At 69.7% G+C, this 26,097-nt stretch carries 18 protein-coding genes; 9 read left to right on the top strand and 9 right to left on the bottom strand.

The annotated features are described in order from the left end of the window. Nucleotides 1-255 precede the first annotated feature (255 nt). A complete protein-coding gene (locus tag U4012_RS21525) occupies nt 256-1,536 on the top strand; it encodes an EAL domain-containing protein (protein ID WP_044848014.1) in 1,281 nt (426 codons plus the stop codon). A gap of 43 nt (nt 1,537-1,579) precedes the next feature. Here the strand turns inward: U4012_RS21525 and arfB are convergent, their stop codons facing one another. From arfB to recC, 4 genes are read right to left on the bottom strand one after another with little or no spacing between them, the layout of a single operon-like run. After that, nucleotides 1,580-1,984, bottom strand: a complete 405-nt coding sequence (gene arfB / locus U4012_RS21520) for an alternative ribosome rescue aminoacyl-tRNA hydrolase ArfB (protein ID WP_044848015.1) — start codon at nt 1,982-1,984, stop codon at nt 1,580-1,582. Continuing rightward, a complete protein-coding gene (locus U4012_RS21515) occupies nt 1,981-4,287 on the bottom strand; it encodes an AAA family ATPase (RefSeq protein ID WP_321801333.1) in 2,307 nt (768 codons plus the stop codon). Before U4012_RS21515 ends, arfB begins: the two co-directional genes overlap by 4 nt. Then, nucleotides 4,284-7,988: an exodeoxyribonuclease V subunit beta gene (gene recB / locus U4012_RS21510; RefSeq protein WP_321801331.1), complete on the bottom strand. Its 3,705-nt coding sequence runs from the start codon at nt 7,986-7,988 to the stop codon at nt 4,284-4,286. The genes U4012_RS21515 and recB overlap by 4 nt, the downstream gene beginning before the upstream one ends. Continuing rightward, on the bottom strand, nt 7,985-11,323 hold the full coding sequence (gene recC / locus U4012_RS21505) for an exodeoxyribonuclease V subunit gamma (RefSeq protein WP_321801329.1): 3,339 nt from the start codon (nt 11,321-11,323) through the stop codon (nt 7,985-7,987). Before recC ends, recB begins: the two co-directional genes overlap by 4 nt. 181 nt (nt 11,324-11,504) lie before the next feature. Between recC and U4012_RS21500 the strand changes: the two genes are divergently transcribed. Together U4012_RS21500 and U4012_RS21495 are read left to right on the top strand one after the other, a co-directional pair. Beyond that, nucleotides 11,505-13,796 (top strand): FUSC family protein, encoded by a 2,292-nt coding sequence (locus U4012_RS21500; protein ID WP_321801327.1) that lies wholly within the window; start codon nt 11,505-11,507, stop codon nt 13,794-13,796. A 308-nt stretch (nt 13,797-14,104) separates the two neighbouring features. Then, the gene (locus U4012_RS21495) at nt 14,105-15,472 is read left to right on the top strand and encodes an amino acid permease (RefSeq protein WP_124487526.1); all 1,368 of its coding nucleotides are present in this window, start codon (nt 14,105-14,107) and stop codon (nt 15,470-15,472) included. A 164-nt stretch (nt 15,473-15,636) separates the two neighbouring features. Here the strand turns inward: U4012_RS21495 and U4012_RS21490 are convergent, their stop codons facing one another. Further along, nucleotides 15,637-15,798, bottom strand: a complete 162-nt coding sequence (locus U4012_RS21490) for a hypothetical protein (protein ID WP_124487525.1) — start codon at nt 15,796-15,798, stop codon at nt 15,637-15,639. Between the two features lie 243 nt (nt 15,799-16,041). Here U4012_RS21490 and U4012_RS21485 point away from each other — a divergent pair, with 243 nt between their 5' ends. From U4012_RS21485 to U4012_RS21475, 3 genes are read left to right on the top strand one after another with little or no spacing between them, the layout of a single operon-like run. Beyond that, nucleotides 16,042-17,082, top strand: a complete 1,041-nt coding sequence (locus U4012_RS21485) for a Fe(3+) ABC transporter substrate-binding protein (RefSeq protein ID WP_321801323.1) — start codon at nt 16,042-16,044, stop codon at nt 17,080-17,082. Further along, complete coding sequence (locus U4012_RS21480) at nt 17,072-18,748, top strand: iron ABC transporter permease (RefSeq protein WP_321801321.1); 1,677 nt, start codon at nt 17,072-17,074, stop codon at nt 18,746-18,748. Before U4012_RS21485 ends, U4012_RS21480 begins: the two co-directional genes overlap by 11 nt. 4 nt (nt 18,749-18,752) lie before the next feature. After that, nucleotides 18,753-19,526 (top strand): ABC transporter ATP-binding protein, encoded by a 774-nt coding sequence (locus tag U4012_RS21475; protein WP_321801319.1) that lies wholly within the window; start codon nt 18,753-18,755, stop codon nt 19,524-19,526. Between the two features lie 94 nt (nt 19,527-19,620). On the opposite strand, the gene U4012_RS21470 is transcribed toward U4012_RS21475, so the two are convergent. The 4 genes from U4012_RS21470 to U4012_RS21455 form a co-directional block, all read right to left on the bottom strand. Next, the gene (locus U4012_RS21470) at nt 19,621-20,091 is read right to left on the bottom strand and encodes an Lrp/AsnC family transcriptional regulator (protein ID WP_044848024.1); all 471 of its coding nucleotides are present in this window, start codon (nt 20,089-20,091) and stop codon (nt 19,621-19,623) included. A 293-nt stretch (nt 20,092-20,384) separates the two neighbouring features. Then, nucleotides 20,385-21,026: an NAD(P)-dependent oxidoreductase gene (locus tag U4012_RS21465; protein ID WP_321801317.1), complete on the bottom strand. Its 642-nt coding sequence runs from the start codon at nt 21,024-21,026 to the stop codon at nt 20,385-20,387. A 141-nt stretch (nt 21,027-21,167) separates the two neighbouring features. Beyond that, entirely contained in the window at nt 21,168-21,623 is a 456-nt protein-coding gene (locus tag U4012_RS21460) for an Rrf2 family transcriptional regulator (protein WP_044848026.1), read from the bottom strand. Nucleotides 21,624-21,713: 90 nt separating this feature from the next. Beyond that, entirely contained in the window at nt 21,714-22,142 is a 429-nt protein-coding gene (locus U4012_RS21455; protein ID WP_044848027.1) for a hypothetical protein, read from the bottom strand. 194 nt (nt 22,143-22,336) lie between these two features. Here U4012_RS21455 and U4012_RS21450 point away from each other — a divergent pair, with 194 nt between their 5' ends. From U4012_RS21450 to U4012_RS21440, 3 genes are all read left to right on the top strand, one after another. Next, nucleotides 22,337-22,471: a hypothetical protein gene (locus U4012_RS21450; protein ID WP_321801581.1), complete on the top strand. Its 135-nt coding sequence runs from the start codon at nt 22,337-22,339 to the stop codon at nt 22,469-22,471. Between the two features lie 253 nt (nt 22,472-22,724). After that, nucleotides 22,725-23,918 (top strand): ammonium transporter, encoded by a 1,194-nt coding sequence (locus U4012_RS21445; protein ID WP_321801313.1) that lies wholly within the window; start codon nt 22,725-22,727, stop codon nt 23,916-23,918. Between the two features lie 191 nt (nt 23,919-24,109). After that, a complete protein-coding gene (locus tag U4012_RS21440) occupies nt 24,110-26,068 on the top strand; it encodes a PhoX family protein (RefSeq protein ID WP_321801311.1) in 1,959 nt (652 codons plus the stop codon). Nucleotides 26,069-26,097 lie beyond the last annotated feature (29 nt).

Raw genomic sequence — 26,097 nt, 5'->3', positions numbered from 1 at the left:
GCTGTCGCCGCGTGCACGACCGGCGGCCCTTGCGTGTCGCGCTTGCGGGCGGACAGCCCGGTGCACGCGACGGTGTAGCGTTTGCGTCTGGAGTTACCCTGATACGCGCGCCGCGCCATTCCCGTTACACTCGTAACACTCATCCGCAGAAGGCGGTCACGATGCACCACGTTCTTTCGCGTCCACCTGCGCGTGCGACGGCTTCTGCGTGGCGCGCACGATACCGTCCCCCGATCGCCCCAGGGCGTCGTTGACATGAAGGCCGCCCGCGACATCTCTCTCGATTCCCTGCTCGAACGCCTGACACCGACGCCCAGCGGCTGGATCGCCACGTATCGCGACACGACGCTGCGCAGCGTGTTCCAACCCGTGCTGTCGATCACGCACAAGCGCGTGGTCGGCTATGAAGCGCTGCTGCGCGTCGTGGACGAGAACGGTACGCTGGCTTCGCCTGTCGCGCTGTTCGACAAGACGCGCGCTGCTGCCGACGCGCTGCTGCTCGACCGGCTCGCCCGCTGCCTGCATACGGCCAACTTCGTCGCGCAGGGCATCGGCGACGGCTGGCTGTTCCTGAACGTGACGCCACGCGTGCTCGATTCGGGCCTCGTGCAGCGCGAATTCGTCGAGGCGCTGTGCCGTCATTTCGCGCTGCCGCCGAACCGCATCGTGCTGGAAGTCGTCGAGCAGCCGTCGCGCGACGAAGCCGCACTCGCCCGCACGATCGACATGATCCAGCATCGCGACTTCCTGATCGCGATCGACGATTTCGGCACCGGATTCTCGAATTTCGACCGCGTGTGGCGCGCGCGACCCGATATCGTCAAGCTCGATCGCTCGCTCGTCGAGCGCGCGAACGCGTCGGCCGACGATCGCCGCATCATGCATCACCTGGTATCGATGCTCCACCAGGCCGGCGCGATGGTGCTCGCGGAGGGTGTCGAAAGCGACGACGCGCTGCAGACGCTGATGGAAGCCGATATCGATTTCGTCCAGGGCTTCCAGTTCGGCCAGCCCGATGCGTCGATCGCGCACGCGAGCGCCGCGGCGCCCGCGATGCTCGACGCCGCGTGGCAACGCTTCATCGCGCGCCGGCATACACCGGCGATCGCCGAGCAACCGGGCTTCGATGCGATCGAGCGGCTCGTGCTCACTGGCGCGGCTGCCTTTTCCGCGAGCGGCAACCTGCAGGACGCCGCGCAGCGCGTATTCGCGGTGCCGGCCGCGCGCCGCGTGTTCGTCACGGACGAGATCGGCGAACAGTTCCTGCCGTCGATCGGCGCGCGCCCCGAGGATGGCCAGGCGAGCGGCACGCGGCTCGCACCGCTGTTCCCGGAGACGCACAGCAACTGGTCGCGGCGCCCGTACTTCCAGCGCGCGATCGCGGCGCCGGGGCGCGTCGCGCTGATGGGCCCGCACTTCTCGCTGACCGAAGGCCGCGACTGCTACACGGCGGCCGTCGCGATTCGCGCGCAAAGCCGCCTCGTCGTGTTCTGCGTCGACTTCGTGCTCGACAGCGCGGGCACCGTGATGCGCTGACGGGCGCGGCGGCGCCCGCCATGCCGGCCGGGTCGGCCTTCCGTCAGTCGATCACCTTCCCTCTTCCGGATTTCACCACGCTGCGGCGCGACTTGTGTTCGAGCCGCCGCTCCTTCGATGCGCGCGTCGGCCGTGTCGCCACGCGCGCGCGCGGCGTGAACGCGACGCTGCCGATCAATGCATCGAGCCGCGCGAGCGCTGCCTCGCGGTTTTTCTCCTGGGTGCGGTATTCCTGCGACTTGATCACGACGATGCCGTCGCGCGTGATGCGCTGGTCGGACAGCGCGAGCAGCCGCTCCTTGATGACGGGCGGCAGCGACGACGCGCGGATGTCGAAGCGCAGGTGAATCGCGCTCGATACCTTGTTGACGTTCTGGCCGCCCGCGCCCTGCGCGCGCACGGCGGTCCATTCGACTTCGGCCGGATCGAGCGTGTAGCGGATCATCATCGCGTCGTCTCCTTGCGGCGCCGCGCGAGTGCCTCGTCGACGCGGGCCGCGAGGCCCGAATCGCGTTGCGTGCGCGTCGCGACCGCCTGCGCCAGCACACGCCGCGGGCCGATCACCTGCACGCGCGTACGCGCGCGCGTGACGGCCGTATAGACGAGTTCGCGCGTGAGCACGCGGCTGAACGACGCCGGCAGCACGAGCGCGGCCTCGTCGAATTCGGAGCCTTGCGATTTGTGGACGGTCAGCGCGAACGCCGTTTCGTGCGGCGGCAGCGCTGCAGGCGACACGGCGCGCGCGGAGCCGTCCGCGCGGCGGAACCACACGCGCAGCACGCCGTGCGCGTCCGGCAGCGCGATGCCGATGTCACCGTTGAACAGCCCGAGCGCATAGTCGTTGCGCGTCACCATGATCGGCCGCCCGGTGAACCAGTGTGCGCCGACCGCGAGCGGCACGCGCGCGGCATGCCGCACATGCGTGGCCACCAGCGCATTGACGTGCTCGGCGCCGCGCGAGCCCGTGCGCGTCGCGCACAGGATCCGGAAGCGGTTGAGCGCATCGAACAACGGCAACGGGTCGGGCACCGGCGCGGACAACGCGGCGCGCAACGCATCGAGGTAGGCGCCGAACCGGCGCGCGAGCCGCTCGACGGTCGACGCCGCAAGCGTGTCGCCCGCATCGTCATGAAACGACGCGGCCGCGGCCTCGTCCGTCGGCAACGCGTCGAGCGCGCCCTGCACGTCGCCGCGGCGGATCGCGAGCGACAGGCGGCCGATCGCCGAATCGAGACCGAAGCGGTAATTGCGTTCGAGCCACACGACGCAGTCCGCGAGTGGTGCGGGTGCGGGGAACGCGGCGGCAACGCCGTCGTCGGTGCGCGTTGCGACGGTCGACGCCCACGCCGAATCGCCCGCGGCGGCCGGATCGAACGGCGTGAGCTCGACCGCGTCGAGCCACGCGAGTTCGCCGGCCTCGATCCATGCAGGATCGGTGGCCGCCGAGGTGCGATCGGTGTCGGTCGGTGCAAGCGCCGCAGGCGGCAACGAAGCCGCGGGTGGCGCGGCATCGGCAGGCGAAACCGCTTCAGCCTGCGGCTCGTCGTCGAACAGCGACGCCTGGCGCGTATCCACGTTCCGCCGCGCCGACGCCTTGCGCGCGGGAGCAGCCGGTAACGGAACGGATGCTGGCGCCGGAATTGGCGCGGCAACCGCCCCGGCCGCGCCCGCCGCCTCGCCGTCCGGCACCGGCAACGCCGCGACGAACGCCGCCTCGTCGACCCCGAGCGCGTCCGCGATGCGCGTGCGCGCCGTGGCGGTAAACGTCGGCCGGGCGCTGAGTTCGGCGAACACGGCGCCGGCCTCGACCGCGGCAAGCTGGTCCTTGTCGCCGAGCAACACGAGCCGAGCGCCGGGCGCGAGCGCATCGAGCAGATGCGCAGCGAGCGCGACGTCGATCATCGACGCCTCGTCGACCACGATCAGGTCGTACGGCAACGGATTGTCGCGATGATGGCGGAAGCCCGCCGCGCCGCCGCCGCCCAGCAGGCGGTGCAGCGTGTACGACGTGTCCGGCAGGCGCGCGGCAAGTTCCGGCGGCAGGTCGCCCGCCCGCGCGTGCAGCGCTTCCTGCATCCGCTGCGCGGCCTTGCCGGTCGGTGCCGCCAGCGCGATGCGCAAGCCCGGATGCGCGTCGAGCAGGCACGCCAGCACGCCGACGACGGTCGTCGTCTTGCCGGTGCCGGGGCCGCCGCTGACAATCGTCACGCGTCCCGTCAGCGCGACGATCGCCGCGACGCGCTGCCAGTCCACGTCGCCCGTCGCGGGCCCGAAGTAACGCGCGAGACTGTCGCGCAACCGGTCCGGCGACAGCGCGTCGCCCGGCGCGGCGACGCCGGCCTGCGCGACGAGCGCATCGGCGAGCCGACGTTCGTAGTCGAAATAGCGCGACAGATACAGATGGTCGAGCCGGTCGACGATCAGCGGCCGCTCGTCGCCGCGCGCGAGCGTGCCGAACGCCACCACGCCGCTCGCGGCAAGCGCCGCGCGCACGTCGTCGACCGGTTCCTCGTAGCGTTGCGCGAGCGCGCCGAGCGACACGCACACGTGACCGCCCGCGGTCGCCCGGCTCGTCGCGAACGCGGCGCGCGCCGCCCAGCGCGCGGCCGCGGCCGGCGCACCCGCGCGGCGCGACAGGTCGCCGATGCGCCGCGCGAACCCTTCCGCGAGCGCGATGCCGAAATCCGCGGGCTCGGGCAGGCGCGCGACGAGGCCACCGGTGAATTCGAGCGTATCGTCGGTGACGTTCATGCGCGGCCCCCTTCCATCATCCGGTCGAGCGCGTCGACGAGCTCGCGCGCGGGCCGCCGCGCATGCACGCCGGCCGGTTCGCCGCCGCTGCGCCAGCCGGGCCGCACGCCGCGCACGAACAGGTACAGGTAGCCCGCCATGTGCGTGTCGTAGTCATAGTCGGGCAGCCGCCCGCGCAGATAGCGATGCAGCGCGACCGTATAGAGCAGTGCCTGCAGGTGATACGCGTGATCGGCCATCGCGACGTCGAGCGCGCGCGGACCATAGGCATCCGGCGTATTGCCGAGGTGGTTCGACTTCCAGTCGACGATCCAGAAGCGGCCGTCGTGTTCGACGATCATGTCGATGAAACCCTTGATGAAACCGACGAGCATGCCCGCGTCCAGCGCAACGTCCGGATAACCGTGCGCGACCAGCAACCGGCGCAGCGCGCCCAGCTCGAGCGACGGCGCCGGAAACAGGAAACCCATTTCGTCGAGCCGCCTGGCGGGATCGAGATCCGCAAGCCGCATGCCCGGCACGAGCTCCGTGCGCACGACATCGCCGACGAGCCGCGCCATCATCGCCGGCAGGCGCGTCGCGAGTTCGGGCTCGGCCTCGACCGGCCGGTCGTGCAGCGCGCCGAGCGCCGCCCGGTGCCACGAATCGGGCTCGGTGAACCGGCTGAGTTCGAACAGGCGGTGCAGGCATTCGCCCGCTGCCGCACCGCGCGGAAACACGAGGATGTCGTCGTCCGGCGGCTCGACCGCCGCCGTGTCGGCCACGACGAATGCGTCGTCCGGCGCCACTGCGGCAAGCGCATCGTGATCGGGCCGCAGCTCGTCGTCCGGCACGAGCGCGACGCCTGCTTCCTCGCGTGCCATCGACGCGGTCAGCGAACTGAAGCTCGCCATCCGCCACGCATCGCGCAACACGCGCGTCGCATGACGTGCCGCGAGCGTCTGCGATGCATCGTGCCCGGCCGCGAGCCGCTCACGGCGCGCCGGCACCGGCAACGGTGCAACGCTCACGGGCCCGCTCGCGAGTGCTTGCCACGCCGCGTCGAGCGCCGCTTCGTCGGGCGGCTCGTCGAGCCACGCGTCGAACGACTGGCCGGCGCCGGCCACGAGCCAGTTCAGCACGCTGCGCCGCGCCTCGCGGGTCGAGCGCGACGACAGATAAGGCCCGGCGACGAGATAGCACCGATAGACCGCGCGCGTGAGCGCCACGTAGACGAGCCGCGCGCGTTCGGCCGCCTGTTCGCGCAGCGCCTGGCGCGCGGCATGCTCGGCGGCCTCGTCGTCGCACCCGTAATGCAGCACGGCGTCGCCCGCGTCGTCGTGATACTCGCGGGCGTCGGGCAGCGCCGACGCGGGCGGCTCGCGCAGCCCGCCGTCGTTCAGGAACGGACAGAACACGACCGCGTATTCGAGGCCCTTCGACTTGTGCACGGTCACGATCTGGACGAGGTTGCGATCGGATTCGAGACGCAACTGGGCTTCCTCGCCGCCGCCGTCGAGCCGTTGCGCGGCGAGCCAGCGCAGCGTCGGCGCGATGCCCGGCTGCGCGGACGCGCGCGCCTGCGTCAGCTCGGCCAGATGGTTGATGTCGGTCACGCGGCGTTCGCCGTCCGCGCCGGCCATCAGCCGCTCGGCGATCCGCAACTCGCGCGTGAACGTGCGCCACATCACCGCGAAGCCGCGTTCGCGCCACAGCAGCCGATAACGCGAGAAGCGCTCGACCCAGCTCATCGCGTCCGCACTGTCGTCCGCTTCGCGCGACGCGTCGCCGTCGCCCTGCTCCATTCGCCACAGCGCACCCGCATCGAGGCCGAACCAGTCGGCTGCCAGCGCCGCGCGCAGGCGCCGCAGGTCGCCCGGCGCATCGATCGCCGCCAGCACGCGCTCGAGCTGCTCCGCGTCGCCGGTCGAAAACACCGACGCCTGCGCGAGCTCGACGCTGCCGATGCCCCACGTCGCGAGCATGCGCTTCACGAGGCTGCCCTGCCGGTGCGTCTGAACCAGCACCGCGATGTCGCCCGGCGACAGCGGCGTACGCCCGAGCCGCACATGCCCTTCGCGCGCGCCGCGCATCAGCCGGGCAATCTCGGCCGCGCACGCCTGCGCGGCCTGTGCCTGCGCGTCGCGCTTGAGCAGCGTGCCGTCACCGCCCGGCAGCGCCCAGATCCGGAAATCGCCGGCCGGGACTGGATCGGTGCCGTCGACGAACGGTGCGCGCACGCGCGTGCCGGCCCGCACCGCGTAATAGTCGAGCCCGTCGAGCACGAACGCGCGCGGGTTCGACATGAAGAAGCGGTTGCACGCATCGACGATCGCCGGCGTCGAGCGCTGGTTGACCGCGAGCGTGTAGCACGCGCTCGCGCTGGCTCGCGCGGCGAGATACGTGTGCAGATCCGCCGCACGGAAGCTGTAGATCGCCTGCTTCGGATCGCCGACGAGAAAGAGCGGGCCGCCCGGCGCGAAGATCCGGTCGAAGATCGCGAACTGCAGCGGGTCGGTATCCTGGAATTCGTCGATCAGCGCGGCCGGATAGCGCGCGCGCAGCGTCTCGGCGAGCCACGGATGCGCATGCAGCGCGTGATACAGGTTCGCGAGCAGGTCATCGAACGACACGACGCGGCGCGTGCGCTTGCGTTCGGCCAGCGCGCCCGGTGCGGTGTCGAGCCAGTCGGCGATCAGCGCGAGCCAGCGCGCGCGCTGCGCGGCCTCGGCCGCGGCCACCGCCGCTTCGAGCGCATCGGCGACATCGAAGAACGCATGCTCGGGCGTTGCGCCGCCCTTTTTCGTCGCTTTCACGAGCGCGGTGCGCGTGAGCTTGAGCGCCGCCTTCGGCAGCGCGGCCGCGGCATTGCCCTGCGCGAAATGCGCGGACCATGCTGCGAGCGCATCGGCGAGCGCGTCGGGCTTGTGCGAACGCTGGTTGAGCGCGGGCTGCGCGGTGCGCAGCAACGCATCGATCGCGTCGCGCTCGGCGGCCCACATCCGTGCGGCCTCCGCAAAGCACTCGGCGGCAGCGGCCTCGGCCGATTCGTCCGGTTCGACGACGCCGTCCCAGCGCAGCGCGGCGAGCGGCTTCTTCAGCCGGCGCGCCAGTTGCGCGTCGAGCGCGGCAGGCCCCGCGCCCGAATCGACGAGCCACGTCGCGAAGCCCGGCCAGCGTGCGGCCAGCGGTTCGACGCGCGTGCGCCAGAAGTCGGCCGCAAGCTCGAAGCGCAGCGCCGCATCGTCGGCCTGCATGTCGAACGCGAACGGCATCGCGGCCGCGAACGGCGCTTCCTGCAGCGCACGCTGGCAGAACGCGTGGATCGTGTGGATCGCCGCCTGGTCGAATGCGCGCAACGCACGCCGGATCCGCTTGGCGGCAGTCTCGGGGTCGAGCGCGCCGGCTGTGCCGAGCGTCGTCTCGAGCAGGCGCGCGACGAACGGATCGCCGCCGTCGTCACCGGTATCGAGCGCATGGGCGAGCTGCGCCAGCCGGCCGCGGATCCGCTCGTGCAATTCGGCCGTCGCCGCCTTCGTGAAGGTCACGACGAGGATTTCGTCCGCGCCGAGGTCCTTCTCCAGCAACAGGCGCACGTAAAGCGCGCAAATGTTCCAGGTCTTGCCGGTACCGGCCGACGCCTCGATCTGGTTGACGCCGTCGAGCGGGCACGCGAACACGTCGAGTTCGAGCGCCGCCTGCGGCTGGGATGCGGCGCTCATGCGACCTCCTTCAGGTGTTCCAGCATCGGCTCGAACACGAGCCGCGCGAGCGTGCCGAACGGCTCGTCGAGCGACGGATGCGCGCCGCGCCATGCGATCGCGATGGCCGGATCGTCGGCTTCGCTCACCACGCGCTCGTTGATCCATACGCTCGCGGCCTTCGCCTCGCCGTCGGACACGCACGCCCATGCGCTGCGCGGGAAGAAGCGCAGCGGCATGCGCCGCCCCGCGCGAAACAGCGCGGCGAGCGGCGCGAGGCGCTCGAGCGGCGCCGCGACCGGCGTCAGCTCGAAGGCGCCGCCGCTGCCGAACCACAGCGTGCGGCGCGGACCCTCGGGCTCCACCGCGCAATAGACGAGATGCGCGAGCCACGCGGACAGGTAGTCGCGCGCGCTCGGCCGTGCATAGCGATAGATGATCTGGCCGGCCGGCGTCAGCCGGTTCAGCGTGCCGTGCAGCTCGAGCGGCGCACTCACCGCATCGCCAGACAGCATCGCGTCGTCGGCGCCGAACAGCGCGTGGTCGGTGTCGGGCCATGCGGGCGCGATCGCGAGCGTGAACGGCCGCCGCTCCATGCCGTCGGCCAGCGCACGCCGCACGTTCGACGCGAGCTGCGTCATCGAGCCGAGCGCCTGGTCGCGCCACACCGCGCCCGTCGCGCCGCCCGGCAGTTCCGGGCTGGCGTCCGCGATGCGCAGCGCATGATCGTGCACGCCGCCTTCGTCCGATTCGATCAAAAGCGGCAGCACGCGCTCGGCGAGCGCGTCGCTGCCCGCGAAGTCGAGCGCGAACGGTTCGGTATCGAGCAGTTCGGCCTGCGCGTCGGACAGCACGATGCCGAGCCGCGCACGCAGCAGCGCGCGGGCCGGATGCCGCCAGAAACGTTCGAATTCGCTGAACGCGACGGGCTCGACCGGCTCGGCCGGCAGCGGCTGCGCGAAAAACGGCTGCTCGCGCGTCGCGTCGCGCGCGGCTTCGGCTGCCAGCAGCGACGCGAGTGTCGCGCGCTCGGCGTCGTACGAAGCCAGTTCGCTGCCGGGCCGGAAATACTCGGCCGCGAACGGTTGCAGCGGATGTTCGACGATGAACGCGCGCCGCGCGGCATCGACCGCGTCCGGCGCGGCGTCGTCGCCGGCCGTGACGAGCGCGAGATGGTCGAGCAGTTCGTCGACGAGCGCCGCGGGCGGCAACGGCGCGTTGTCGCGAATGCTGCGCCCCGTATAGGCAATCAGCAGCCGGTCGCGCGCGGCGAGCAGCAGGTCGAGGAACAGGTTGCGCTCGTCGTCGCGGCGCTGCCGGTCGCCGAGCTTCGGCAACACGGCCATCAGGTCGAACTCGTCCGCGCGGGCGAGGCTCGGCAGCACGCCGTCGTCCATCCCGAGCAGGCACACGACGCGGTACGGCAGCCCGCGCAAGCTCGTCAGCGACGAGAACGTGACGCCGCCCCACGGCACCCCGCCGCGCGCCGGATCGTCGAGCGCGGCGGCCAGCCCCGCGCGCACGACGGCCGCGGGCAACGCCTCGTCGGGCGCGCCTTCCGTCATCGCGGCGAGCATCGCGTCGAGCGCGTCGCGCACGCCCGAGAGCGCATCGGCATACGCGGCGCCGGAGTCGAAGAACCGTGCGAGCGTGTCGGCGAACAGTTCGCTCCATGCGCGCGGCGTGTGTGCGTCGGCGAGCCGTCGCGAGAAGCCGTCGAGATCGTCCGTGAAGCGCGCGAGCCGGCCGAGCAGTTCCGCCTCGCTGCCGGTGGCCGCCTCGATCGGCAGCCACGCGCCGACCGGTGCCGCGCCTTCGGGCATCGCATAGCCGAGGAACAGCCGCGCGAGCGCATCGGAAAACGTATGGCGCGGCGCCGGCACCGCCGCATCGTCGCTCGCCGTCGGCGACAGCCCGCGCCGCGCGCCGGCGGCCGCGAGCCAGGTCTGCACCGTCTCGAGCGCGGCCGCGTCGATGCCGTAACGGGCCGCCACCGCGTCGACGCGCAGCCATTCGACCAGCTCCGGCGCGCCGACCTGCCGTTCCGGCAACGCGAGCCATTCGAGCAGCACGCGCGCGACCGGGTTCGCCTGCGACGGCGGCAGGCCGGTGATCCGGTAAGGCACGCGCGCGCCGCCGGCGCCCGCCGTGCCGAACACGGCATCGATCAGCGGCCCGGCCGCGGCTAGATCGGCGACCGCCACCAGCACGTCGGACGGCTGCAGCGTCGCGTCCGCATCGAACCACGCGAGCAGGCGGTCGTGCAGCACCTCGAGCTGGCGCGCGAGGCTGTGGCACACGTGCACCTCGATCCCGCGCTCGACCGGCGCTTCGCCGAGCGCGGCCTCCGGCTGCAGGTCGAGGATCGCGTTCTGTACGCGCGCAAGCCAGGTCGGCGCGGGATTCCCGACGAAACGCGACGCATCGCCCGACGCGGCGCTTTCAGTCAGTTCGTGCAACATGTGCAGCTGCGCCTGCGTCTGCCGGCCCCACTCGGCGAGCAGCGGATGGCCGACTTCCTGGTAGTCGAGCCGGCCGGCCGCGTCGAGCGCCTCGGCATGCGCGGCGGTGACGATGTCGAACCAGAATTCGCGGCACGGGTTGAGCGCATAGACGCGCACGTCGATCCAGCGCGACAGCTCGCGCAGCAGCGCGACGTGCAGCGGCGGCATCGTCGGCAGCGCGAACACGCTGACCGATTCAGGCCAGTCGGCACGCGGGACGTTTTCGGGATCGAGGTTGCGCGCCTCCACGAGGAAGCGATGCGCGGGCGGCGTGCCGCTGTCGCTCAGCTCCGCGAGCAGCGCGCGCCACAGGGCGGCCTGCCAGCGCTCGTCGTCGCGTGCGGCGTCGCTGATCCCGCGCGGCACGGCGTCGCCCGCGAGCACCGATTCGCCGGCCTGCCATGCGGCCAGCCATTCGGGCCGGTAAGTCAGGTAATGATCGAGCACGGCCGCGACGCGCTGCGCGAGCTCGTAGCGCATTGCATCGTCGGACGCGGACAGATACGCGGCCAGCCGCGGCGACGCGAGCCACGGCGCGCCGCCCGCGCCCTGCGCGAACAGCCGGTAGCAGCGCCACACGAGGCGATCGGGTGCGAACGGCGAGCGTGCCGGCACCGTCAGCACGCGGCCGATCTGCGCCCACAGCCATTGCGCGAGATACGTGAACTCGACGTTCGCGCACACGCCGTGGCGCGCGGCGATGTCGAGTTCCAGACGGCGGCGCAGCGCCGCGCTCGGCACGATGACCTGCTGCGGCGCCCACGGGCCGTTGCGGGCCGGGAACGCGGCCAGGTCGTCGAGCAGCGCGTCGGCCAGCGTCTCGTGACGGTTCGAATAGAAGAGATGGAGCATGAAGCGGGTGTCGGAGCCTCGCGCCGGACGGGCCGGGCGAACGGGAGCACCAAGGATAGCAAAAGGGCCGTCGCGATGAACGTCGTCCGAACGGCCAGGTTTTGCGGACCGCGAAATACGATAGACTCGTCGCCAGTCAATACGCCGCCCCGGGCGTCTTCGTCTGTCATTCAGCCCATCGATGCGCTATTCGGTCGAAATCAGAAAGTTTTTCTACAGCCAGTACTTTTTCGGCGGCCTGCGGATCGCGGTCGGCGTATCGCTGCCGGCCGTGCTGTGCCTGATCGTGTTTCACAACCGGGAGCTCGGCTTCACGATCTCGACCGGCGCGCTCGGCGCGTGCGTCGTCGACATGCCGGGCCCGCTGAAGTACAAGCACAACGAAATGCTCGCGTGCAGCGTGATCGGCTTCCTGGCCGCGCTCGCGACCGGCCTCGCCACGCCGAACATCTTCGCGCTGTGGCTGACGATCGTGCCGCTCACGTTCGTGCTGTCGCTGATCGTCGTCTACGGCAACCGCTGGCCGCAGATCAGCTTCGCGACGCTGTTCATGATGGTGATGACGCTCGAGGAGAAGTTCACGCCGCTGCAGGCGTTCATCAATGCCGGCTGGATTCTCGCGGGCGGCCTCTGGTACACGTACTGGGCGACGCTCGTGTCGCAATGGCAGGCGCGCCGGATCGAGCAGCAGGCGCTCGCCGAAAGCCTGTTCGCGTGCGCCGACTACCTGCTCGCGCGCGCGCGGTTCTACGATCTCGACGCCGATCTCGACGAGTGCTACCGCAATCTCGTCGCGAAGCAGATCACCGCGGTCGAAACGCAGGAAACCGCGCGCGACATCGTGTTGCGCAACCTGCCGAAGCTGCGCCGCGGCAAGCTCGATCCCGGCCGCGCGACGATGTACAACCTGTTCATCAACAGCGTCGACCTGCACGAACTGTTCGTTGGCGCACACACCGACTACCCGCTCATACGCAACACGTTCGGCGGCTCCGACCTGATCATTTTCTATCGCGACCTGATCTGCAAGGCGGCCGCCGATCTCGAGGAGATCGGTCTCGCGGTGCTCGAGAACCGCGCGCCGCATTCGCGCATCAGCGTGAAGGCCGAACTTCGCGCGATCGAGTACGAGATCGAGCTGATGCGCAAGAAGAGCTTCCCGGCCACCAACGCGGAAGCCTACGCGGCCGTGCTCGCGACGTTCCGGCGCATCTGGAGCGCGACGCGCCTGATCGACCGGATGCGCCGCAACCTGTCGGGCCATGCCGACCCGCAGCAGACCGAACTGAAGATCGACAAGGCGCTCACGCGCTTCCTGCAGCGGCGCCGGATGTCGCCGCTGCTGATCTTCTCGAACCTGAACATGCGCTCGCCGAGCTTCCGCCACGCGCTGCGCGTGACGATCGCGGTCGCGGTCGGCTTCTGGCTCGGCCGGCTGCTGCCGCTCACGAACGCGTACTGGATCGTGATGACGACCATCATCATCCTGAAGCCCGGCTACTCGCTCACCAAGCAGCGCAACGCGCAGCGTATCGTCGGCACGCTGATCGGCTGCGCGGCGAGCATCGCGCTGATCTACACGGTCAAGGAGCCGCACCTGCTGATCGCGATCATGTTCGGGTCGATGGTGATGAGCTACAGCCTGCTGCTGTTCAACTACGCGGCGAGCGTCGTATTCACGTCGTCTTATGTACTGCTGATGTTCCACCTGCTCGCGCCGGGCAGCATGCGGATCATCGGCGAGCGCGCGATCGACACGGTGGTCGGCTGCATGATCGCGATCGCCGCGAGCCGCCTGTTCCCGTACTGGGAATACCGGCTGATGGGCAAGCTCGTCACCGACATGCTGACGTCGACCCGCAAGTATTTCGAGGCCGTCTGGCGCGCCGGGCGCGGTGCATCGGCGCCGCCGGTGCCGGCCGCCGACGGCGCGGCGGTCGTGCCGGTCGTCGCCGCGGCGATCGAGACACCGGCCGCCGCCCTCGACGACGACTACCGCTACCGCCTCGCGCGCAAGGACGTGCACATCGCGTTCGCGAACCTCGGCCAGGCGTTCCAGCGGATGATGATCGAGCCGAAGGCGCACCAGCGCTTCGTGCCCGAACTGAACGACCTGCTCGTGCAGACGCACGTGCTCGGCGCGCAGATCACCGCCGCCGCACCGCTGATCCGAAGCGCATGCGCGGCCGACGCGCACCTCGTCCACGACGATGCGCTGCGCCGCGGCCTGTCCGCCGTGCTCGAGAATCTCGAGAAGGCGGAAGCCGGCGAGCCGCCGCCGGCCGACCAGCTCGACGCGACGAAGCAGATCACGCGCGAGCTCGACGCGATGGTCGTGTCCGCGGAAAAATCCGACGCGGTGGGCGCCGAGCTCACGCACGACCTGAAGGTGCTCGCGCACCAGTGCAAGCAGATGCTCGCGTCGTCGCTGCTGATCCGCAAGGACGCAAGCGTCATTCGCCTGCCCGCATGACGGCATGAAGTTGTCCCGCCGCCGGCCGCCCGCGCATGCAAGCGGGCCGGCCGGCGGCGCGCCCCGCTCCCGCAATCCCCTTCCGACCCATGCTCCGCCCGCCCCGCACGCCCCACAGGGCCCGCGCGCCCGCCGCGCGATGGCCCCACGCCCGATTCCGCCGGTTGCGCCAGTCAGGGAATACCCGATTCCGGTCACATGGCCCGGCTTGTTATCATTCGTTCACATTTAAGTTGTATAGACAACTTGAGCCATCGGGACCGGCCCCGCTTGCCCGGTCCGTCGCATAAAACGATATCGGAGACTCGATGAAAAACTTGCAGCGCCACCTGAGCGCGCGGCACATCCGCTTTCTCGCGCTGGGCTCGGCGATCGGCACCGGCCTGTTCTACGGCTCGGCGTCCGCGATCCAGCTCGCGGGCCCGGCGGTGATCCTGGCCTATATCCTGGGCGGCGCGGCCGTCTACATGGTGATGCGCGCGCTCGGCGAGATGGCCGTGCGCGAGCCCGTCGCCGGCTCGTTCGGCCACTACGCGACGGAAAACCTCGGGCCGTTCGCGGGCTTCGTCACCGGCTGGACCTACACGCTCGAAATGGTGATCGTCGCGATCGCCGACATCACCGCGTTCGGCATCTACATGGGCTTCTGGTTTCCGGACGTCCCGCAATGGATCTGGGTGCTCGGCGTCGTCGCGGTCATCTGCGGGCTGAACCTGTGCCACGTGAAGGTGTTCGGCGAGCTCGAATTCTGGCTGTCGATCATCAAGGTCGGCGCGATCGTCGCGATGATCGGCGGCGGCGTCGCGATCCTGCTGAGCGGCATGCATTTCGGCCATTCGGCCGACGCGCCGACGTTCGCGAACCTGTGGAACCATGGCGGCTTCTTCCCGAACGGGATCGGCGGGTTGATCGCGTCGCTGTCGGTCGTGATCTTCGCGTACGGCGGCATCGAGGTGATCGGGATGAGCGCCGGCGAGGCGAAGGACCCGGAGCGCGTGATTCCGCGCGCGATCAACGCGGTGCCCGCGCGCATCCTGCTGTTCTACGTGCTGACGATGGTCGTGCTGATGTCGATCAGCCCGTGGACCGGCGTCGGCAGCGACGGCAGCCCGTTCGTGCAGATCTTCTCGGCGCTCGGCGTGAAGTCGGCCGCGACGATCCTCAACCTCGTGGTGATCAGCGCGGCGATCTCGGCGATCAACAGCGACATCTTCGGCGCGGGCCGAATGATGTTCGGGATGGCGCGGCAGGGCCAGGCGCCGCGCGTGCTGATGACGACGTCGCGGCACGGCGTGCCGTGGGTCACGGTGCTCGTGATGGCCGGCGCGCTGCTGGTCGGCGTGCTGCTCAACTACCTGATGCCGAAGGACGTGTTCCTGGTGGTCGCGGCGATCGCGACGTTCGCGACCGTGTGGGTATGGCTGATGATCCTGCTGTCGCAGGTCGCGATGCGCCGTCGCCTGTCGAGCGCGGAAGTCGCGGCGCTGAAGTTCAAGGTGCCGCTGTGGCCCGTCGCGCCCGCGCTGACGATCGCGTTCATGGGCTTCGTGATCGTGATGCTCGGCTGGTTCGAGGATACGCGTGTCGCGCTCTACGTCGGCGCGGCATGGCTCGCGCTGCTCGCGGCCGTGTTCTACGCTCGGATCCGCCCGAAGTTTGCGCCTGCGTCACGATGACGCACGCCTGATCCTTGCATGCGGCGCGCCGGCTTCGGCGCCCGCGTCTCTCCCGGCGTAACGCGGCGCTTCGCGCGTCGCCCGCCGCCGCTTCCCGCTTCCCACACACACATCGCTGGCCGCCCGACCGGGCCACGCAGCGATCATGCGCATCCGTGTCCGCGTCAGTGCGACGCTGCGCTCGCGGCCTCGGCCGGATGGGCCTCGTCGTACGCACGCTTCTGCGAGATCGCGTTGTACAGGATCGTCCCGATCACGAACAGCACGACCACGACGATCAGGATGCTCACGTTGCGGACAGGGTTCTTCTTGCGCTGATCGTTCATGGTCGGTGCGGCTCCGTCGAATTCGTTGAAGCGGGCATTCTACGCGCTTGCGCCCGTGCCGCGACGCCCCGTCTCCGTGTCCCTCCCCGTTCCTTCCGCATCACTTTCCATCACCTTTCATTTGATAATCATTCCCATTTCGATCTAGAATCCGAAATCTTTCGCTTTGTAATGTTTCGGGTCGCTCGGGCGGCAGGCACGCCCCGGAACGCTTCCTCGTCCGCCTGCCTCATCGGAGTCTCCATGTCGAATCCGCGCACCCGCCTGCTGCCGCTCGCCGGCGCCCTCGCCCTTGCCGCCGCGTTCGCGCCGCTGGCCCACGCGGCCGAGGAAGTGAGCCTGTACACCACCCGCGAACCGAAGCTGATCCAGCCGCTGATCGACGCGTTCACGAAACAGAGCGGCGTCAAGGTCAATACGGTGTTCGTGAAGGACGGCCTGCTCGAGCGCGTGAAGGCGGAAGGCGCGCAGTCGCCGGCGGACGTGCTGATGACGGTCGACATCGGCAACCTGCTCGATCTCGTCGACGGCGGGCTCGCGCAGCCGGTGCGCTCGAAGGTGCTCGACGACGCGATCCCCGCGAACCTGCGCGGCGCGCAGGGCGACTGGTACGCGCTGTCGCTGCGCGATCGCGTGCTGTACGTGGAGAAGGACCTGAAGGTCGACGCGTTCCGCTACGAGGATCTCGCCGATCCGAAATGGAAGGGCAAGGTCTGCATCCGCTCGGGGCAGCATCCGTACAACACGGCACTCGTCGCGGCGATGATCGCGCACGACGGCGAAGCCGCGACCGAAAAGTGGCTGCGCGGCGTGAAGGCGAACCTCGCGCGCAAGGCGACGGGCGGCGACCGCGACGTCGCGCGCGACATTCTCGGCGGCATCTGCGACGTCGGCCTCGCGAACGCGTACTACGTCGGTCACATGAAGAACGCGGAAGCCGGCAGCGACGCGCGCAAGTGGGGCGACGCGATCAAGGTCGTGCGGCCGACGTTCGCGAACGCGAAGAGCGGCGGCACGCACGTCAACATCAGCGGCGCGACCGTCGCGAAGCACGCGCCGCACAAGGCCAACGCGGTGAAGCTGCTCGAGTACCTCGTGTCGCCGGAAGCGCAGGCGCTGTATGCGCAGGCGAACTACGAATACCCGGTGCGCGCGAACGTGAAGCTCGACCCGGTGATCGCGAGCTTCGGCACGCTGAAGGTCGACCCGCTGCCGCTGGCCGACATCGCGAAGCACCGCAAGGCGGCCAGCCAGCTCGTCGACAAGGTCGGCTTTGACAACTGATGCAGCGTTCGTGCGCGCGCGCCGCCGGCCGCTCGGTTCGCGCGCGGGCAGCCTCTGGCTGGGCGCGGCCGTCGCGATCGCCGCGGTGGTCGCCGCGCCGCTCGCGGTGCTGGTCGCCGCCGCGCTCGGCGCCGATCTCGCGCACTGGCAGCACCTCGCCGAATTCGTGCTGCCGCAGGCGCTCGCCAATACGCTGCTGCTGCTCGCGGGCGTCGGCGCGATTGTCACGGTCGTCGGCACCGGCTGCGCGTGGCTCGTCACCGCGTACGATTTTCCGGGCCGCCGGACGCTGACCTGGGCGCTGCTGCTGCCGCTCGCGGTGCCCACCTACATCGTCGCGTTCGCGTATCTCGACCTGCTCCACCCGATCGGCCCCGTGCAGGGCGCGATCCGCTGGCTGCTCGGCTTCGACAGCCCGCGCCAGTTCCGCCTGCCCGACCTGCGCTCGCTGCCCGGCGCGATCTTCGTGCTCGGCTTCGTGCTGTATCCGTATGTGTACCTGAGCACGCGCGCGATGTTCGTCACGCAGTCCGCGAGCCTGCTCGAAGCCGCGCGCACGCTCGGCGCCGGACGCATCGCGACGTTCTGGCGCGTCGTCGTCCCGCTCGCGCGGCCCGCGATCGCGGTCGGCGTGAGCCTCGCACTGCTCGAAACGCTGAACGACATCGGCGCATCGGAATTCCTCGGCGTGCAGACGCTGACCGTATCGGTCTACACCACGTGGATCACGCGCTCCGATCTCGCGGGCGCCGCGCAGATCGCGCTCGCGATGCTCGCGATCGTGGTCGGCATGATCGTGCTCGAACGCCACGGGCGCCGCCGCCAGCGCTACGCGCACGGCCGCCGCATGCGTCCGCTCGCACCGCGCAAGCTGACGGGCGCGGCCGCGTGGAGCGCCGCCGCGCTCGGCTGGCTGCCGGTGCTGCTCGGCTTCGGCGCGCCGGCCGCGTACCTCGCGGTCGAGACCGGCAAGCGGCTGCATCTCGTCGGCGGCGTATCCGCGCAGTTGCTGACCGGGCTTGCGAATACGCTGACGATCGCCGCCGCCGCAACGGTCACGACGCTCGCATGCGGGCTGGTCGTCGCGTGGGCGGCGCGCGCGCAGCGCGACAGCGCGCGCGCGGGCCCGGCCCGCGTGTGCGCGCGAATCGCGAGCCTCGGCTACGCGGTGCCGGGCACCGTGCTCGCGATCGGCCTGCTGATCCCGTTCGCGGCCGCCGACCGGCTGCTGGGTGCCGCGCTCGGCCGCGACGGGCTGCTGCTGATGGGGTCGGCGGCCGCGCTCGTGATCGCGTACACCGTGCGCTTTCTCGCGATCTCGGCCGGCAGCATCGAAGCCGGCCTCGCGCGCATTCCGCCGTCGCTCGAACAGGCCGCGCGCTCGCTCGGCGAGACGGCCGGCGGCACGCTGCGCCGCGTGCACCTGCCGCTGCTGCGGCCCGCGCTCACGACGAGCGCGCTGCTCGTCTTCGTCGATGCGATGAAGGAGCTGCCGGCGACGCTGCTGCTGCGTCCGCTGAATTTCGACACGCTCGCGACCTGGCTGTATGCGGAAGCCGCGCGCGGCACCTACGAGGAAGGCGCGGTCGCCGCGCTCGCGATCGTGCTGGCCGGGCTCGTGCCCGTGATCCTGCTCGCACGCACCCGTCACAAGATCGGAGCCTGACACCGTGAACCTGCTCGAACTCGACGACCTCTGCGTCGCCTACGATACGCCGCACGGCCGCCGCTCGGTGGTCGAAGGGCTGAGCCTCGCGCTGCCGCGCGGCGACATCGGCTGCCTGCTCGGCGCATCGGGCTGCGGCAAGACCACCGTGCTGCGCGCGATCGCGGGCTTCGAGCCCGTGCGCATGGGGCGCATCGTGCTGGACGGCACGCCCGTCTCGGCACCGTCGCTCGACGTGCCGCCCGAGCGGCGGCGCATCGGCATGATGTTCCAGGACTATGCGCTGTTCCCGCACCTGAGCGCGGCCGACAACGTCGCGTTCGGCCTGCGGCGCATGCCGAAGGCCGAGCGGCGCGCCCGCGTCGCGGACCTGCTCGAACTCGTCGGCCTCGCCGCGTCAGGCAGCGCGTATCCGCACGAACTGTCGGGCGGCCAGCAGCAGCGCGTCGCCCTCGCCCGCGCGCTCGCGCCGTCGCCTGAGCTGCTGCTGCTCGACGAGCCGTTCTCGAATCTCGACGTCGATACGCGCGAGCGGCTCGCATTCGAGCTCCGCGACATCCTCAAGCGCACGGGTCACACCGCGATCCTCGTCACGCACAACCAGGCTGAAGCGTTCGCGATCGCCGACCGGATCGGCGTGATGAAGGACGGCCGTCTCGCGCAATGGGACACGCCGTACGCGCTGCATCACCATCCGGCCAGCCCGTTCGTCGCGGAGTTCGTGCGCCGCGACGCGCTGGCGGACGAACGTGCACGCGCCATGTCGCGCGGCCGCTGAGCGGGCCATTACGACGACGTCGGGCCACGGCGGCGGGAACACGCAACCCACCCGCACCGACGCGATGCGCCGCGACGCGTTGCCGTTCCGCGCGCTACGCCGGCTCGGCCAGATCGCGCACCGGCAGCGCGGTCGAATACTTGATCTGCTCCATCGCGAACGACGAGCTCACGTCGAACAGCGGCACCGCGCGGATCAGTTGCTTGTACACGCGATCGAAATCGTCGATGCCGGCCACCACCACCCGCAGCAGATAGTCGGTCTCGCCGCTCATCCGGTAGACCTCGACGACTTCCGGCATGTCGCACACGACCTGCGTGAAACGCTGCGCCCACTCCTCGGTGTGCTGGTTCGTGCGGATCGCGACGAACACGGTCGTGCCGACCCCGAGCTTGCGCGGATCGCACAGCGCGACCTGCGCGCGGATCGCGCCGGTTTCCTTGAGCCGCTGCACGCGCTTCCAGCAGGGCGTCTGCGACAGGTTCACGCGCTGCGCGAGTTCCGCGATCGGCAATGTGGCATCTGCCTGCAACAGCTCCAGCAGCTTGCGATCGATGGCATCCATTTACCCAGTCCCTCGTAGATAGAAATTTTTTCTATACATCCTGCATGACGGGGAACAATATGGAAACCGCTGCGCGGCGTCGACCGGGATAAATACCAATCAGGCTGGGACGGATCCGCGTCGCGCACGGGTCGCGTGCGCATCGCTCCATGAATCATCGGCGCCCAAACGAAACGGGCGATTCCACCCGTCGAGATGGAATCGCCCGTGGTCACTGCGGCTGCGCTGCGCTGCGTGCCGCGCGCCGCTCACGGCGAATGCGGCACTTGCGTGCCGCCTCGCCACGATGCCGCTCAATACGCGACGGTCGCGATCTCGCGCACGAAGCTGTCTTGCTCGAGCGCATCGACGAACGCGACCGCATAGTCTTCCGCCGAGATCTTGCTGTTGCCCTGTGCGTCCACGATCAGCTTGCCGACGCCCGTGCGGAACGTGCCCGTGCGCTCGCCCGGTGCGATCAGCGCGGCCGGCGCGAAGAACGTCCAGTCGAGATCGCCGACCGTCTTCAGATAGTCGAGCGCATCGCGGTGCGCGAGCGCGACCGCCTTGTACGCGTCCGGGAAACCTTCGGTGTCGACCAGCTGCTTGCCCGGCGCGACCTCGAGCGACCCGGCGCCACCCACCACCACGAGCCGCTTCAGGCCTGCCTGGCGCGTGCTTTCCACCAGCGCCTTCGCCGCGGCGACGACCTTGGCGGGATCGTCCTGTTTCGGGCTGTACGCGCTGGCGACGACGTCGTGGCCCGGCAGCGCGGCCGCGATGCTGGCCGCATCGAACAGGTCGGCCGCCTTCGCGGTGATGCCGTCGGCCGCCGCCGCCGGATGGCGCGACAGCGCGGTCACGCGATGGCCGCGGTGCGCGGCTTCCGCAGCAATGCGCGAGCCGATCATCCCGGTGGCGCCAAACAGTGCGATGTTCAAGGAACGTTGCGTCATGTCGATTCTCCAGAAATAAATAAGTAACTACAGCAATTACATATAAGACCGAAAAAAAAAACGGAGCCTCACTCCGTCGCGCCGGGCGCCGCGCAATGCGCGCCATCCGGCCTCCTGCCCTGCCTCATCCGCTGCCTGCGCTCAGCCGCTCGCGCTCCCCGCCGGCCGGCCGCGCTGCTCCGATGCGAGCACGTCGGCCGTGACGTCCGCGAGCGTGCGCGTGGCAAGCGATGCTTCCATCGCGCGCTGCGCGTCGCCGATATAGTCGATCAGCACGCCCTGGATGTGCCGCCCGACGAGACACGCGGGATTCGGCGCCTCGCGGTGCAGCGCGAACAGCTGCGCGTCGTCGACCGCGCGATACACGTCGAGCAGCGTGATCTCGCCCGGCTCGCGCGCCAGCAGCGCCCCGCCGCCCGCGCCGAGCTGCGACGTGGTCAGCCCCGCGGCCGCCAGCATCGACAACAGACGGCGAATCAGCGCCGGATTCGTGTTCACGCTGCCCGCGATGATGTCGGACGACAGCGGCGCGCCTTCCTGCATCGACAGCAAGGCGAGCACGTGAACGGCAAACGCGAACCGGCTGCTGGTATTCATTCCTCACTCACTCGGCGACGCCGGCCCGAACGGCAGCCGGCGACAATATGTAACCACTATAATTACATTTCGCGGATTGCGCAAGGCCCGCTACTCGCCGCTGGCCGGCTTCGCACCCGACGCGTTCTGCTGGCTCCACTGCTGGAGCTTCTTGCCGGCCTCCGCGATCTTCGCGCCGGCTTCCGATGCCGCGTGCGCGACGACCGCGGAAGCGGCCGCATCGATCTGCGCCTGCGCGGCGGACGCGAGGCCGCTCGCCGACAGCGGCGGCACCGCCGATGCCGCGCTCGCGATGCCGGCCTTCGCGGCATTGATCTGCTGGTTGACGGTGCTCGCCACCTGGTCGAGCGCCTTGGCCGCGTTGTTCGCGGCGTCGGCGGCCGCGCTCGCGGCCGTATCGGGTTGCGTGGCCGGCGTGCCGGACTTCTCGCAGCCTGCGAGCAACAACAGCGCGCCGACGGCCGCGGCCGCCAGCACGGACCCGGGCATGCGACGCGCCCGCGAAGTCTTCATCTTCATCAGCAATCTCCGGCCGTGCGCCGCACGGCCTGCAGGGTTGGACCGGTGTCGATGATACCGCCTCCGCAACGGGGCCAACGCCGACTCCCGATTAAGAATGCCTTTCAATTTCGGAATTGTCTGATTCAATCGCACGCGCGCCCACACTGAATTGGGCAGGCTCCAATCCGCTCTACGCGCTTTCCGCTTCCTTCATGGCTTTCCTCATCGACTGGTTCATCACGCTGGCCGCCGTGCTCGCCGCCACCCTGTTCCTGTGTCTTCGCGCCCCCTCCGCGACGCGCCTGCGTGACGCCGGGCGCCCGCGCGCGCTGTTCGCGCGCCGCTGACGCGCCACACCGGTGCATCGCGGCGCACCACGCCGCACCGCGGAGCGCATCGAACGCACCAGTTGCGCACGCATCGCACCACGCACGTGCATTCGTTATGGCAGCCGCGGCGCATGTGGCCTGCCCCGCCATCGTGCAGGCATCACCGGAATGCCGCACCAAACGGCCCTCTGCACCAATTGCACGCAGCCGTTCACCAAGTTGGCCCGATACTTGCATTCCTCGCCCGTTTTTTGCGCAAGGAAGCCACGGCATGGATGGTCTGAAACCCGGCGTCGATACACTGTTCCTGTTGATCGGCGCCGTCATGGTGCTCGCGATGCACGCGGGCTTCGCATTTCTCGAGCTCGGCACGGTCCGCAAGAAGAACCAGGTCAACGCGCTCGTGAAGATCCTGGTCGACTTCTCGGTGTCGACGCTCGCGTACTTCCTCATCGGCTATACGATCGCGTACGGCGTCGAGTTCTTCGACGACATCGGCACGCTGTCGCAGCACAACGGCTACGCGCTCGTGCGCTTCTTCTTCCTGCTGACGTTCGCGGCGGCGATCCCCGCGATCGTGTCCGGCGGCATCGCGGAGCGCGCGAAATTCAATCCGCAGCTCGTCGCGACGCTGATCATCGTCGGCTTCATCTATCCGTTCTTCGAAGGGATCGCATGGAACGAGCGCTTCGGCGTGCAAGCCTGGCTCACGCACGCATTCGGCGCGCCGTTCCACGATTTCGCGGGCTCGGTCGTCGTGCACGCGTTCGGCGGCTGGGTCGCGCTGCCGGCCGTGCTGCTGCTCGGCGCCCGCCACGGCCGCTATGCGAAGGACGGCCGGATCGCCGCGCATCCGCCGTCGAACATCCCGTTCCTCGCGCTCGGCGCGTGGGTGCTCGCGGTCGGCTGGTTCGGCTTCAACGTGATGAGCGCGCAGACGCTCGACAAGATCAGCGGCCTCGTCGCCGTGAACTCGCTGATGGCGATGGTCGGCGGCACGCTCGCCGCGTGGATGGCCGGCCGCAACGACCCGGGCTTCACGTACAACGGCCCGCTCGCGGGCCTCGTCGCCGTCTGCGCGGGCTCCGACGTGATGCACCCGATCGGCGCGCTCGTCACGGGTGCCGCAGCCGGCGCACTGTTCGTCGCGATGTTCACCTGCGTGCAGAACAAGTGGCGCATCGACGACGTGCTCGGCGTGTGGCCGCTGCACGGCATGTGCGGCGCGCTCGGCGGCATCGCGGCCGGCGTGTTCGGGCAACCCGCGTTCGGCGGCCTCGGCGGCGTGTCGTTCGTGTCGCAGCTGATCGGCACGCTCGGCGGCATCGCGATCGCCAGCGCGGGCGGCACGCTCGTGTACGGCGCGCTGAAGGCGACCGTCGGGCTGCGCCTCGATCGCGAAGCCGAATTCGACGGTGCCGACCTGTCGATCCACCGCATCTCGGCGACGCCCGAGCGCGACTGAGCGCAAACGCTTGCGACCGGCGTCCGGCAGCCCGCCTGACGGACGCCCGACACATCATTACGTTTTCTATTCAAAAAACTTTCATCTAGCGTCCCTACACTTCGGTCCAGTTTTCAACTTGCCTTCGCGTTGCTTGCTGATCGCCTGCTTCGCGGAAGGCCATTCTTCCAATATCTGAAACTGGACTCCACATGCCCGCGTTGCCCAATGCTTCCCGTCGTCAGGCCCTGAAGATCCTCGCCGGCGCGCCCATGCTGCCCCTCTCCGGCCTCGCGCTGCCGGCCCTGCTGACCGGCTGCGGCGGCGACGACAATCCGGTGGCGGCGACGCCGGCCGCCGCGTACACGTCGGCGACGTTCTCGGCGATGGCCGCGCCCACGCTCGACAACGCGGCCGCGATGGCCACGACGACGGTCGGCTCGACGCTGTCGGTGGCGTTCTCGGACGGCTCGTCGCGCAACTTCAAGCTCGCGTACCGGCCGTTCTTCGTGACGGGCGACATGGTGCCGGACGGCAAGGGCGGCACGACGCTCGCGGGCGGCTATTACGACATCAACAACCAGCCGATCATCGACCGCTCGGTGGCGGGCAAGGAGCGCCAGTTCTACTCGGACTGCCCGGACGGCAGCTCGCTGCTGACGCTGAAGAACGCGAGCGTTGCCGGCGTGAAGGGCAACACGGTCTTCGCGGTCGTGCAGTTCGAATACACGACGCGCGACCAGGCAAGCGCGTCACAGTACGGCCAGCTGCCGTCGCCGATCGCGGTGATCACGCTCGACCAGGATCCGTCCAGCGGCGCGCTGAAGGTCGTCAAGTATCACAACGTCGACACGTCGAAAGCGCACGGCCTGTGGATCACGTGCGGCGCGAGCCTGTCGCCGTGGGGCACGCACCTGTCGAGCGAGGAATACGAGCCGGATGCGACGAAGGCCGCGACCGACGCCCAGTTCAAGGCATTCAGCCGGAACACGTTCGGCGACGAGACGAAGGCGAACCCCTACCACTACGGCCACCTGCCCGAGATCACGGTGAATCCGGACGGCACCGGCACGGTGAAGAAGCACTACTGTCTCGGCCGCATCTCGCACGAGCTGATCCAGGTGATGCCGGACCAGCGCACCGTGATGATGGGTGACGACGCCACCAACGGCGGCCTGTTCATGTTCGTCGCCGACAAGGCGGCCGACCTGTCGGCCGGCACGCTCTACGTCGCGAAGTGGACGCAGACGTCGTCCGCCGGCGCGGGCAGCGCGACGCTCACGTGGATCAAAATCGGACACGCGACGAGCAGCGAGATCGAGACGCTCGCGAACACGCTGAAGGCGTCGGACATCATGGACCTGACGACGACCGACCCGAACGACGCGAGCTACACGAAGATCCACTTCGGCGGCAAGTTCAACTGGATGCGCGTGAAGCCCGGGATGGAAAAGGCGGCCGCGTTCCTCGAGACGCACCGCTACGCGGCGCTGATCGGCGGCAGCATGGCGTTCACGAAGCTCGAAGGCACGACGGTCAACGCGAAGGACAAGATCGTCTACACGGCGATGTCGCGGATCGAGACGTCGATGGTCCAGGGCAATGCGGTGTCGCGCGACGTCGCGGTGGACAAGAAGATCGCCGCGGGCGCCGTCTATGCGCTGAACCTGAAGGCCGGCCAGCGCGACAAGTCGGGCAGCGCGATCGACAGCGAGTGGGTGCCGGTCGACATGAGCGCGCCGGCCGCGCTCGTCGGCGAGGACCTCGCCGCGGCCGATGCGCTCGGCAACCTCGCGAACCCGGACAAGATCGCGAACCCCGACAACCTGAAGTTCTCCGAAAAGCTGCGCACGCTGTTCATCGGCGAAGACTCGGGCATGCACGTGAACAACTTCCTGTGGGCGTACAACGTCGACACGAAATCGCTCGCGCGCGTGCTGTCGTGCCCGGCCGGCGCCGAATCGACGGGCCTGCACGCGGTCGACGAGATCAACGGCTGGACCTACGTGATGAGCAACTTCCAGCACGTGGGCGACTGGGAGACGCCGCTGCACGACAAGGTCAAGGCGACGCTCGACCCGCTGGTGCGCGCGAACTACAAGGACCGCTTCGGCGCGAGCGTCGGCTACCTGACGGCCGAGCCGACCAGCATCAAGCTCGCGAAGGCCTGAGCCTCTGGCCGGGCGTCCTTAACCGGGCG

The sequence above is a fragment of the Burkholderia sp. BCC1988 genome, from assembly GCF_905339895.1.
GTDB lineage: Bacteria > Pseudomonadota > Gammaproteobacteria > Burkholderiales > Burkholderiaceae > Burkholderia.
This window is presented reverse-complemented; position numbering and strand designations above follow the sequence as displayed.

Excerpts from the sequence above, each read along its gene's own strand:
- U4012_RS21525 (WP_044848014.1), top strand. The coding sequence starts at position 256 with ATGAAGGCCGCCCGCGACATCTCTCTCGATTCCCTGCTCGAACGCCTG.
- arfB (WP_044848015.1), bottom strand. The coding sequence starts at position 1,984 with ATGATGATCCGCTACACGCTCGATCCGGCCGAAGTCGAATGGACCGCC.
- U4012_RS21515 (WP_321801333.1), bottom strand. The coding sequence starts at position 4,287 with ATGAACGTCACCGACGATACGCTCGAATTCACCGGTGGCCTCGTCGCG.
- recB (WP_321801331.1), bottom strand. The coding sequence starts at position 7,988 with ATGAGCGCCGCATCCCAGCCGCAGGCGGCGCTCGAACTCGACGTGTTC.
- recC (WP_321801329.1), bottom strand. The coding sequence starts at position 11,323 with ATGCTCCATCTCTTCTATTCGAACCGTCACGAGACGCTGGCCGACGCG.
- U4012_RS21500 (WP_321801327.1), top strand. The coding sequence starts at position 11,505 with ATGCGCTATTCGGTCGAAATCAGAAAGTTTTTCTACAGCCAGTACTTT.
- U4012_RS21495 (WP_124487526.1), top strand. The coding sequence starts at position 14,105 with ATGAAAAACTTGCAGCGCCACCTGAGCGCGCGGCACATCCGCTTTCTC.
- U4012_RS21490 (WP_124487525.1), bottom strand. The coding sequence starts at position 15,798 with ATGAACGATCAGCGCAAGAAGAACCCTGTCCGCAACGTGAGCATCCTG.
- U4012_RS21485 (WP_321801323.1), top strand. The coding sequence starts at position 16,042 with ATGTCGAATCCGCGCACCCGCCTGCTGCCGCTCGCCGGCGCCCTCGCC.
- U4012_RS21470 (WP_044848024.1), bottom strand. The coding sequence starts at position 20,091 with ATGGATGCCATCGATCGCAAGCTGCTGGAGCTGTTGCAGGCAGATGCC.
- U4012_RS21465 (WP_321801317.1), bottom strand. The coding sequence starts at position 21,026 with ATGACGCAACGTTCCTTGAACATCGCACTGTTTGGCGCCACCGGGATG.
- U4012_RS21460 (WP_044848026.1), bottom strand. The coding sequence starts at position 21,623 with ATGAATACCAGCAGCCGGTTCGCGTTTGCCGTTCACGTGCTCGCCTTG.
- U4012_RS21455 (WP_044848027.1), bottom strand. The coding sequence starts at position 22,142 with ATGAAGATGAAGACTTCGCGGGCGCGTCGCATGCCCGGGTCCGTGCTG.
- U4012_RS21450 (WP_321801581.1), top strand. The coding sequence starts at position 22,337 with ATGGCTTTCCTCATCGACTGGTTCATCACGCTGGCCGCCGTGCTCGCC.
- U4012_RS21445 (WP_321801313.1), top strand. The coding sequence starts at position 22,725 with ATGGATGGTCTGAAACCCGGCGTCGATACACTGTTCCTGTTGATCGGC.
- U4012_RS21440 (WP_321801311.1), top strand. The coding sequence starts at position 24,110 with ATGCCCGCGTTGCCCAATGCTTCCCGTCGTCAGGCCCTGAAGATCCTC.